This is a genomic window from Stomatobaculum sp. F0698 (genome assembly GCF_030644385.1).
In the GTDB taxonomy this organism is placed as follows: Bacteria; Bacillota; Clostridia; order Lachnospirales; family Lachnospiraceae; genus Moryella.
The window spans coordinates 1,585,961-1,596,515 of record NZ_CP130060.1; the positions used below are offsets into that span (position 1 = coordinate 1,585,961).

Below are 10,555 nucleotides of genomic sequence, written 5' to 3' on the forward strand. Positions count from 1 at the left end.
GCCGCCAAAGCTTCGGTATCTCCTGCTTTAGCGGCTTTATGTAATAACTCAAAGGTATTTTTTCAGATAGCGCCCGGTCCAGGAATTCTCGACCGCCGCCACTTCCTCCGGGGTGCCCGCGGCAACCACGGTACCGCCGCCATCTCCCCCTTCGGGTCCCATGTCTATGATATAGTCCGCCGTCTTGATGACGTCTAAGTTGTGCTCAATCACAATCACGGTGTTACCGCTCTCGGAGAGGCGTCTTAAAATATCCACGAGCTTATGCACATCCGCAAAGTGGAGGCCGGTGGTCGGCTCGTCCAGAATGTAGACCGTGCGCCCGGTGCCGCGGCGCGAGAGTTCGGCCGCGAGCTTAATGCGCTGTGCCTCGCCGCCCGAGAGCTCGGTGCTCGGCTGCCCGAGGCGGATGTAGGAGAGGCCCACATCCATCAGGGTCTGCATCTTCCGCGCGATGCTCGGCACGTTCTCAAAGAAGCTGCAGGCCTCTTCGACCGTCATGTTGAGCACGTCGTAGATGGTCTTTCCCTTGTAGCGCACTTCGAGGGTCTCGCGGTTATAACGCTTGCCGCCGCAGACCTCGCAGGGCACATAGACATCCGGCAGGAAGTGCATCTCGATCTTCACGATGCCGTCGCCCGCACAGGCCTCGCAACGCCCGCCCTTGATGTTAAAGCTGAAGCGCCCTTTCTGATAGCCGCGCGCCTTCGCATCCGGCGTCGCCGCAAAGAGGTCTCGAATCAAATCGAAGACGCCCGTATAGGTTGCGGGATTAGAACGCGGCGTTCTGCCGATCGGGGACTGGTCGATCGCAATGACCTTATCTAGCTTACCGTCCCACTCGATGCTCTGAAACGCGCCCGGATGTTCGTGTGCGCGGTTTAACTTCTTCGCGAGATACTTATAGAGAATCTCGTTGACCAGCGAGGACTTTCCGGAACCGGAGACACCGGTCACGCAGGTCATGACGCCGAGCGGGAACCTGACCGTAGGCTTTTTCAGATTGTTTTCGGCAGCGCCCTTCACCGTGAGAAACTGATCGGACTTTCGCCGCTCCGCGGGCACCGGAATTTTCTTCGCACCGGAGAGGTACTGTCCCGTAATGCTGTCCAGGTTCTTCATGAGATCCTCGGCGGTTCCCGCCGCGACCACCTGTCCGCCGTGCTCGCCGGCACCCGGGCCTATGTCGATGACCCAGTCCGCCGCGCGCATGGTGCCCTCATCGTGCTCGACCACGAGGACCGAGTTTCCGAGGTCGCGGAGGTGCTTTAGGGTCGCGAGGAGCTTATCGTTGTCCCTCTGGTGGAGGCCTATGCTCGGCTCGTCCAGAATGTAGGCGACGCCGACCAGACCGGAGCCGATCTGGGTCGCCAGGCGGATGCGCTGTGCCTCGCCGCCCGAGAGGGTTGCCGTGCCGCGGCTCAAACTCAGGTAGTCGAGCCCCACATCGATTAAGAAGCTCACGCGGTTATGAATCTCTTTTAAAATCTGCTCGCCTATCTTTCGCTGGGTCTCCGTGAGTGTCAGGCCGTCCGCAAAGTCGCGGAATTTGACGATCGACATATCCGTCGCGTCGTAGATATTTTTCCCGCCGACCGTGACCGCGAGGCTCGACTTCTTGAGACGCTTTCCGCCGCAGGCCTTGCAGGGCGTGATGCGCATGTAGCTCTCGTACTCCTGCTTCATGGTATCGGAAAAAGTCTCGCGGTAGCGGCGATTCTCGTTTTCAATGAGGCCCTCAAAGGCAACCTGATAGGTGCCCTCGCCGCGCTGGCTCTTATAGAAAACAGGTACTTCCTTCCCCTTGGTGCCGTAGAGTATGAGTTCCCGCACGGACGTGGGATAGTCCTCAAACGGCGTGTCGAGCGAAAAGTTGTAGTGCTCCGCGAGCGCATTTAAGAGCGCGTTCGTAAAACTGCCCTTCTGGCTGCTCGAGTTCCAGCCGGGCGCTGTAATCGCGCCCTGATTCAGCGAGAGGCTCTCGTCCGGAATCATGAGGCTCGGGTCGAACTCCATCTTGTAGCCGAGTCCCGCACACTCCGGGCAAGCGCCGAAGGGGTTATTGAAGGAAAAACTTCTCGGCTCCACCTCTTCGATGGAAATACCGCAGTCCGGGCAGGCAAAGTTCTGCGAAAAGCGCAGGGTCTCGCCGTCCACAATCTCTGCCTCGGCAATGCCGTCCGCAAGCGCGAGCGCTGCCTCGAGCGAATCGGTGAGTCGCTGCTGAATGCCCGCGCGAATCGAGATGCGATCCACAACAATCTCGATGTTATGCTTGATGTTCTTATCCAGCACAATCTCTTCGCTTAATTCGTACTGGTTGCCGTCCACGCGGACGCGCACATAGCCGCTCCGCTTTGCCTTTTCGAGCACCTTCTCGTGTCTGCCCTTTTTGCCGCGCACCACGGGCGCCAGAATCTGCACACGGGTCTTCTCCGGCAGGGCGAGCAGCTGATCCACCATCTGGTCTATGGTCTGCCGCTGCACCTCCCGCCCGCAGTTCGGGCAATGCGGGATGCCGATGCGCGCATATAAGAGGCGCAGGTAGTCGTAAATCTCGGTCACGGTACCCACGGTGGAACGCGGGTTCCGGTTGGTGCTCTTTTGATCAATCGAAATCGCAGGGGAGAGGCCTTCTATGCTCTCCACTTCCGGCTTCTCCATCTGCCCGAGGAACTGTCTCGCATAACTCGAGAGCGATTCCATGTATCGCCGCTGCCCCTCGGCGTAAATCGTATCAAACGCAAGGCTCGACTTTCCCGAGCCCGAGAGGCCGGTCAGAACCACCAACTCATTCCGCGGGATGTTGATGTCCACGTGTTTTAAGTTGTGCTCCGCCGCGCCCCGTATTTTAATATATTGTTTTGCCATTTCTTCCTCTATCGCCTGTCGCAGGTACAAACAAAGCGCCTCTTCCCTTGGCAGAGGCGCAAAATACAAATCACATATTCAGTATAGCGGCAGAACCGTCCCACGGCAAGGGAAAAGAGAACATTTGTTTATGCGAACAAGTCGTTAAATGCCTCGGTCATTGTGGGGTGCGTATAAATCTGCTCCGCGAGCTCGGAAGCGGGAATCTTGCTGTCCATAGCGCGCTTCACGAGGTTAATCATCTCCGGGGACTCCGGGCAGAAGAGGTGTGCGCCGAGAATGAGTCCCGTGCCCTCTTCCACCAGCACCTTCAGCGCGCCGCGGGTCTCACGGAGCACCTGTGCCTTCGGGATTGCCGCGGTCGGAAGCAAGGTCTTCTTAAACTTCTTTCCGGCTGCGACCGCCTCCTCCTCGCTTAATCCCACTCTCGCAAAGGGCGGAGTCAGGAAGACCGCGTAGGGCACCGCACCGCGATTCTCGGTGCTGCGTCCCTTGCCCTTCAGGGCATCGCGGACAATGCGGAAGTCATCGAGGGAGATGTAGGTAAACTGGAGCTCACCGCGCACATCGCCCATTGCGAAGATATGCGGCACTTTGGTGCGGCACTGCGCATCGGTCACGATGCCGCCGCGCGCCGTAACTTCGACGCCCGCATGCTCGAGGCCGAGATTAGCGCTGTTCGGCTTTCTGCCGGTCGCAAGGAGTACTGCGTCTCCCGTTTTCTCTTCTGCCTTGCCGCCCACGGTAAAGCGCACGCTGCCGCCCTGAATCTCCTCGACCTTCGCGCCCTTGATAATCTCGATGCCGCTCTCAACGAGGGTCTTCTCGATGAGTGCCGCCATCTCCTTATCCTCGCGCGGGATGAACTGCTCGATGTCCTGAATGACTGTGACCTCAGAGCCGAAGTTATTGTAGTAGGATGCAAACTCGAGGCCGATGTAGCCGCCGCCGATGATGACCAGCTTCTCCGGAAGTTCGCTGAGCTCCATCATGCTCTCGCTCGTAAATACCTTCTTGTTGTTTTCGATGCCCGCAATCGGCGGAATCACCGTGACCGCACCGGTGTTGATGAAGATGCGCTCTGCCTTTGCCTCATCCACGCGACCGTCCGGGAACTGAAGCTTTACGTGGTGCTGATCCAGAAAGACTGCGCGCGCATCAATGATCTCCGCACCGGTCGATGCGATTTTCTCATAGTTCTTTTGACGGAGGAAGCCCGTGAGGCGCTGCTTCTCCGCAATTGCCGCCCGGTAGCGCTCCTTCTTCTCCTCCAAGCTGCCGCCGAAGGTCGCCGAGAGCGCTGCGCTGTGCTCCAGAGACTTCGAGGGGATGCAAGCCACATTGATGCAGGTGCCGCCGTAGCGAAGGGGATTCTCTTCCACCAGAGCGGTCTTCTCGCCCTGCTTTGCGAGATAGCCCGCGAGCGTCTTGCCCGCCTTGCCGAAGCCGATAATCAGGTTTTTATATTCTCTCATCACGGTACCTCCTTACAGATGCCAAATACAAAATAAGAATCATTCCTAAAAGTATCATAGACCCTTCCCACCCTCGCGTCAAGCAAAAGCAAAAAGAGGAAGCATAAGCCGAAAAGGCCTGCTTCCTCTTTTTCACAGCGCGTATCCCGCCACGCTCTATAATACCTTGCTCAAAAAGCTCTGCAATCTCTCGTTTTTCGGGTTTCCGAAGAGTTCCGCGGGGCTTCCTTCTTCGAGGAAGTAACCGTCCGCAAGGAACATGACGCGGGAAGCAACTTCGCGCGCAAAGCCCATCTCGTGGGTCACAACGACCATGGTCATCTTCTGCGCAGCGAGGTCCTTCATCACGTTCAGCACTTCACCGACCATCTCCGGGTCGAGCGCCGAGGTAGGCTCGTCAAAGAGCATCACATCCGGCTTCATGCAGAGCGCCCGCACAATCGCGATGCGCTGCTGCTGTCCGCCCGAGAGCTGCTGCGGATAGGCGTTCGCTCGCTCGGCAAGCCCTACCTTATGAAGCAGCTCTATCGCATAGGCCTCTGCCTCCTCCCGGCTCCGCTTTTGGAGCTCTATGGGGCCGATGGTCAGGTTCTTTAGAATATTCATATGCGGAAAGAGATTAAACTGCTGAAATACCATGCCCATGCGCTGCCGCACGCGGTCTATATCGGTCTTTTTGTCGCAGAGATCCTCCCCCTCAAAGAAGATACTCCCCGAGGAGGCCTCTTCGAGGCGGTTTAGGCAGCGGAGAAAGGTTGACTTCCCGGAGCCCGAAGGGCCGATCACGCAGACCACCTCGCCCGCCTTGATATCCGTTGTGATTCCCTTTAAGACCTCCTGTTTCCCGAATTGCTTCCGTAGATCTTTTACCTGTATCAATGCCTTAGCGCTCACCGGTCTTTAAACTCCTCTCCAGATACTTGACACCTGCGGAGAATATCATCACGAGGCAGAGATAAATCAGCGCCACCGCCAGCATGGGCAGGTAGGGGGAATACGTGCGGCTGCGGATGATATCGCCGCCCTTCGTGAGGTCGTTCAGCGCAACATAACCCGCGACCGAGGTCTCCTTTAAGAGAACAATAAACTCATTCGCCAGGGTCGGAATTACATTCTTGATTGCCTGCGGCATCACGATGCGCCACATGGTCTTCCAATAGCTGAAACCGAGGCTGCGCCCCGCCTCAAACTGCCCCCGCGGCACCGCTTCGATGCCGCTTCTGAAAATCTCCGCCTGATAGGCCCCCGAGTTGATGCCGAAGGCAATGATTGCGACCAGGATCGGAGGAATGCGCACCGAGGCAAAAATGCCGAAATAAATCAGTATGAGCTGCACGACGACCGGTGTTCCGCGAATCACGGTCAGGTAGACGCCGCCGATGGCGCTGAGCAGGCGAAACTTACCGGTGCTGCGGTGCGCCTCGCGCACCAGTGCAACCGAGAAGCCAAGGACCACACCGAGCAGCACCGCAAAAAAGGTGATCTCCAGGGTGAGCAGGAGGCCGTTGGTCAAATAGCGCCAACGGTGATCGACGATAAAATTCCGATAAAGATCATCCGCAAAGCTCTGAAACATGCCTCTCCTCACTCTGCCTTAGTGTACTGGGTCACAATTTCATCGAGCTTCCCCTCGGACTTGAGCTCCGCGAGCGCCGCGTTGACCGCATTCAAGAGCTCCGTATTGCCCTTCTTCACGCCGATTGCATAGGACTCGTCCGAGTAGCTGGAATCCAGGGCCTTGATGCCCTTAACCTCGTTCACAAACTCCTTTGCGGTCTGGCTGTCCACGATGACCGCATCTATCTTGCCCTGCGTGAGCGCCTGCACGGCCTCCATGCTCTTCGAGTAACGGACCACCGCGTCTTCACCGAAGTCCTCGGTGCTAAAGAGATCGCTGGTTGTACCCTGCTGCACGCCGATTTTCTTGCCGGTCAGATCTTCCTTGCCTGCGATGGTCGAATTTTCCTGCACGAGAATCAGCTGAATCGAAGTCGCGTAGGTATCCGAGAAGTCCATGTTCTGCTTCCGGTCCTCGGTGACGGTCATGCCCGCCGCCGCGAGATCCGCCTTGCCAGACGCCACTTCCGGAATAATGGAATCGAAGGCGACATCTTCAATCTGAAGTTCCAAACCGAGCTTCTCGGCAACCGCCCGGCAAATCTCGACATCGATACCCTTGATTTCATTGCCCTCGTGGTACTCGTAGGGCGGAAACTCCGCATTGGTCGCCATGATGAGCTTACCCGCGCTCACGGTCTTTACGCTTGCCGCGCCCTCTGCCTTGCTCTCCGCAGCGCTCTCGGCCGTCTTCTTACCGCCGCAGGCCATCAAGCTCATTCCCATCATTGCAATCGCCGCTGCCACTGCAAATTTTTTCATCTTCATTTCAATCCCCTCCCCGATGGAATCGTTGTTTTCTTTTGCTCATTATACTTCATCGATGCAAAAATGCAAGCGAAATTTGCAATAATAATCGAATATTATTTATATATATGCATTCATTCCCAAAAAAAGAGGCAGCCGACACTTGCTTTCCTGTCGGTCTGCCTCGATTCTTTATTCTTCTTGCAGGACTTCCAGCGCACGACTTAGCTGCGCATCCTTGTCGCCGTCCAAGACATCGCCCTCTTCGGACTTCACCTCGACATCCGGCGCAACGCCCTTGCCGTGGAGATCGTAACCGTTCGGGGTGTAATAGTGCTGCGTGGTGAGCTTCACCGCCGAGCCGTCGCCGAGCGGCATCACAAACTGGACTATGCCCTTGCCGTAGCTCGTGGTTCCGACCAGCTTTGCGCGGCCAAAGTCGCGGTAAGCACCGGCAAAGATTTCCGAGCAGCTCGCCGAGCCGCTGTTAATCAGAATGACGGTCGGCACATTGACCTCGTGTCCGTCGGTCGAATAGTACTTCTCTCCCACGCCGTCGCGGCCCGCCGTGTAGACCAGAAGGCCGTCCGGAAGCATGTAGTCGAGCATCTTGACGCAGGAATCCATCACGCCGCCCGGGTTGTTGCGGAGGTCTATGACCAGACGCTTCATGCCCTTCTTTTGGAGATCCTCGACCGCTTTTTCAAACTGCTCGGCCGTAATTGTGTCGAACTGGAGGATGCGGATGTAGCCGATCTTATTGTCCCGCATCTTAGATTCTACGGTCGGCATCTCGATATGACGCCGCGTCACATTGAAGCTGAGTTCCTCGTGCGCCTCGCCGCGGAGTACCTTGACCTCAATGGTCGTGCCCTCCTCGCCGCGGATATAGCTTGCGACAAAGACATCCAGATTCTCTCCGGTCACATCGTGCCCGTCAACCTGATAGAGGATATCCTCGGGCTTGAGCCCCGCCTCTTCCGCCGGGGAGCCCGGGAATACATTCACGATGCGACTTATCTTGGTCTCGGGATCCTGATTCAAAACCGCGCCGATTCCGGAGTACTTGCCGCTGGTTTCTTCGGTCAGCTTCTTATACTCGTCCGCCGTGTAGTAGACAGAGTAGGGATCGCCGAGTCCCGACAACATGCCTTTATAAATGCCGTCTTCCACTTCTGTCTCGTGCTCATCAAAGAGGAAGTTCTTGTAAATCACATTCTGCAGAAGCCGCATTTTTGCTTCTATCTTGGAATAATTCAGATCCTTCGGATTCTCGCTCGCATTGGAAGCGCTGCTCTGTTCCGCCCGGTACGGCTTTTGCTTTGCCAGCATCCCGATTTCCCGGTGAAACAACCAGAAAACACCGCCGGCAAAGAGCAACAGGCAGCAGAGCAGGCCGACAAAAAAGCCGTTCCGGAAGCCGATGCTCCGCATCCTGTGGTCGCGCGCGGAGCGAAGCGCGGCCTCGGCCCGCTTTCTCTCCTGTAGCTCCTCTTCCTGACTCCGCTCAGAATTTTCTGCCATCAAATACCTCTTCCTTTGAATTCATGTACTTCACGACCATCAGCGCAATCTTAAAGGTGATTGCATCCTCGAAGACACGGAGATCGAGGCCGGTTGTCTTCTGCAACTTGTCAAGGCGGTACACCAAGGTGTTGCGGTGGATGTAGAGCTGTCTCGAGGTCTCCGAAACGTTCAGGCTGTTCTCAAAGAACTTGTTGATGGTCTGCAGGGTCTCCTCGTCGAACTGCTCGGGCGTCTTGCCCTCGAAGATTTCGCTGATGAACATCTTGCAGAGAGAAGACGGCAGCTGATAAATCAAGCGGCCTATGCCGAGCTTGTTGTAAGCGACAATGGTCTGACCCGGGTAGAAGATCTTGCCGACTTCCCGCGCCATCATTGCCTCTTTGTACGAGCGGGACACATCCTTGATATCCTTCACAATCGTGCCGTAGGCAATGTTGACATTCAGAATCTCCGACGCGCGGAGTCCCTCGATGACCTCGCGCGCCGCGTGGTCGAGTTCGTCAAAGCTCTCGCCCTCACGCACCTCACGCACCAGAATAATCGTGCGACCGTCGACCGCCGTCACAAAGTCGTGCCCGCGGTTCGCATAGATGTTGCGCACCGTCTCGAGCGCGCTCATCTCCCGCCCTGCCTCGGTCTCAATCACAAAGCAGACACGGCGCGCCTGCTCTTCAATCTGGAGCTTCTTCGCGCGGTTGTAGATGTCGATTAAGAGGAGATTGTCAAGCAGGAGGTTCTTGATGAAGTTGTCGCGGTCAAAACGCTCCTTGTAAGCCGTGAGGAGATTCTCGACCTGGAAGGCCGCGAGCTTTCCGACCATATAGACATCCTCGCTCGCGCCGCGCGCAATCAGGATGTACTCGAGCTGATTGTCATCAAAAATCTTGAAGAACTGGTAGCTGCCGAGTACCTGTGCATCCGCCGGTGAATTGGCGAAGGTATAGGCTGCCGACTCCTGGGTCTCCGCTTCCTGGAAGGTCGATGCCAAGAGGCTGCCTTCGGTGTCCGTGATGCAAAGATCTACACGGGTGATACCCTTCATTCCTTCCAGGGTGGACTGCAGAATTTGATTCGATATCATCTCTGTCTCCTTTCAATTTCGGTGACACAGCTCCGCTGCTACCGTGTTCCCATAGAAATTCACATGCAATCAGAGATATCATAAGGCAGTTTGACAAGAATATCAAGTGAGGCAACCCTATATCCCAACATTTTTTAGGCATTATTCATGATTTTAACTGAATGCCTTGTTGCGTCTTTACTACTTTTCCCGCTTTCAACAGTTTGCCGAGCGCACGTTTGAATGCACTCTTCGAGAGACCGAAGGCCGCTTCGATTTCCGCCGGCTCGCTGCGGTCGTGGAAGGGAAGCTCCCCGCCCGCCGCGGAAAGCTTTTTGAGCAACAACTCGGCATCATCGTCCATCTGCTCGAAGGCTCTGCGCCGCGGACTCAAATCCAGCTTTCCGTCCTCGCGGATGCGTATGACGCGGGCCGTGATTTCCTGACCAACCGAGAAATTGCCGTAGGCCTCAGCGCGCGGAATGAGGCCGAAGTACTTGTCCTCGACCGCGACGTAGACGCCCGGATTGCTGAGTTCATAGACCGTGCCGCGCACCGTCTGCTCTTTCGCAATGCCTTCCGCTACTTTTAAGTGTCGGTACACGCGCATGGTCGCCGCAATGCGCTCGCTCTTGTCCACATAGAGCGCCACCAAAACGCTTATGCCGGGCTTTAGCTCGCCGATTCGCTCCCGGAAGGGCAGCAGCACATCGCGTTCCAGCCCCATGTCCAAGAAGGCGCCGATTTTCGTGATCTCCCGAATCTCGAGTTTTCCGACTTCGCCGACCGTAAGCAGGGGACGGCGTGTGGTTGCAATCAGGCGGTCGGAACTGTCCTTATAGAGGAACACTTCCACTGCCGTTCCCTTTTCCGCCCCCGCGGGGACCTGCTTCTTCGGGAGCAGGACTGTCTCCTCCCCCGCCGTATCCTCCGCAGCGCGAAGAAATGCACCGAAATCCTTTTTGCGCTCAATCACCAAAGTCTGCATGACGCCAAGTTTTAAGTACTTCATGCCCTACCGCCTTTCCGAAATCGCCCCTCGGCGAATCATCAAAATCGAAATTTCAAAGCTTTGAAACAATATACTGTATCAATCATAGCCGCATATCGGTCAAAATAACAGATACAAAAAAACCGAGCCGTTCGGCTCGGTTTTGCTCGCTGGGCTAGAAGGATTCGAACCTTCAGAATGACGGAGTCAGAGTCCGTTGCCTTACCATTTGGCGATAGCCCAATCACAAGAACAAAGAGAGTATAC

At 56.3% G+C, this 10,555-nt stretch carries 8 protein-coding genes and 1 tRNA gene; all 9 read right to left on the bottom strand.

What is annotated here, in order from left to right; genetic code table 11:
* Positions 1–48: 48 nt before the first annotated feature.
* The 9 genes from uvrA to QU660_RS07225 all read right to left on the bottom strand — a co-directional run bounded on the left by uvrA (position 49) and on the right by QU660_RS07225 (position 10,531).
* On the bottom strand, positions 49–2,871 hold the full coding sequence (uvrA, locus tag QU660_RS07185) for an excinuclease ABC subunit UvrA (protein ID WP_304945849.1): 2,823 nt from the start codon (positions 2,869–2,871) through the stop codon (positions 49–51).
* 128 nt (positions 2,872–2,999) lie between these two features.
* Positions 3,000–4,346, bottom strand: coding sequence for an FAD-dependent oxidoreductase (locus QU660_RS07190; protein WP_304945850.1), 1,347 nt, complete (start codon positions 4,344–4,346; stop codon positions 3,000–3,002).
* Positions 4,347–4,502: 156 nt separating this feature from the next.
* Positions 4,503–5,240, bottom strand: a complete 738-nt coding sequence (locus QU660_RS07195; protein WP_304945851.1) for an amino acid ABC transporter ATP-binding protein — start codon at positions 5,238–5,240, stop codon at positions 4,503–4,505.
* A complete protein-coding gene (locus tag QU660_RS07200; protein ID WP_304945852.1) occupies positions 5,230–5,922 on the bottom strand; it encodes an amino acid ABC transporter permease in 693 nt (230 codons plus the stop codon). The genes QU660_RS07195 and QU660_RS07200 overlap by 11 nt, the downstream gene beginning before the upstream one ends.
* 8 nt (positions 5,923–5,930) lie before the next feature.
* The gene (locus QU660_RS07205) at positions 5,931–6,731 is read right to left on the bottom strand and encodes a transporter substrate-binding domain-containing protein (RefSeq protein ID WP_304945853.1); all 801 of its coding nucleotides are present in this window, start codon (positions 6,729–6,731) and stop codon (positions 5,931–5,933) included.
* A gap of 171 nt (positions 6,732–6,902) precedes the next feature.
* Entirely contained in the window at positions 6,903–8,234 is a 1,332-nt protein-coding gene (locus QU660_RS07210) for a S41 family peptidase (protein WP_304945854.1), read from the bottom strand.
* Positions 8,218–9,318, bottom strand: coding sequence for a PucR family transcriptional regulator (locus QU660_RS07215; RefSeq protein ID WP_304945855.1), 1,101 nt, complete (start codon positions 9,316–9,318; stop codon positions 8,218–8,220). Before QU660_RS07215 ends, QU660_RS07210 begins: the two co-directional genes overlap by 17 nt.
* A 145-nt stretch (positions 9,319–9,463) precedes the next feature.
* Positions 9,464–10,309, bottom strand: a complete 846-nt coding sequence (locus QU660_RS07220; RefSeq protein ID WP_304945856.1) for a CvfB family protein — start codon at positions 10,307–10,309, stop codon at positions 9,464–9,466.
* A gap of 149 nt (positions 10,310–10,458) precedes the next feature.
* Positions 10,459–10,531: transfer RNA gene (locus tag QU660_RS07225), tRNA-Gln, on the bottom strand.
* Positions 10,532–10,555 lie beyond the last annotated feature (24 nt).

What these genes read in the sequence shown, in the direction of transcription:
- uvrA (WP_304945849.1), bottom strand. Translation starts at nt 2,871, where the DNA reads ATGGCAAAACAATATATTAAAATACGGGGCGCGGCGGAGCACAACTTA.
- QU660_RS07190 (WP_304945850.1), bottom strand. Translation starts at nt 4,346, where the DNA reads ATGAGAGAATATAAAAACCTGATTATCGGCTTCGGCAAGGCGGGCAAG.
- QU660_RS07200 (WP_304945852.1), bottom strand. Translation starts at nt 5,922, where the DNA reads ATGTTTCAGAGCTTTGCGGATGATCTTTATCGGAATTTTATCGTCGAT.
- QU660_RS07205 (WP_304945853.1), bottom strand. Translation starts at nt 6,731, where the DNA reads ATGAAGATGAAAAAATTTGCAGTGGCAGCGGCGATTGCAATGATGGGA.
- QU660_RS07210 (WP_304945854.1), bottom strand. Translation starts at nt 8,234, where the DNA reads ATGGCAGAAAATTCTGAGCGGAGTCAGGAAGAGGAGCTACAGGAGAGA.
- QU660_RS07215 (WP_304945855.1), bottom strand. Translation starts at nt 9,318, where the DNA reads ATGATATCGAATCAAATTCTGCAGTCCACCCTGGAAGGAATGAAGGGT.
- QU660_RS07220 (WP_304945856.1), bottom strand. Translation starts at nt 10,309, where the DNA reads ATGAAGTACTTAAAACTTGGCGTCATGCAGACTTTGGTGATTGAGCGC.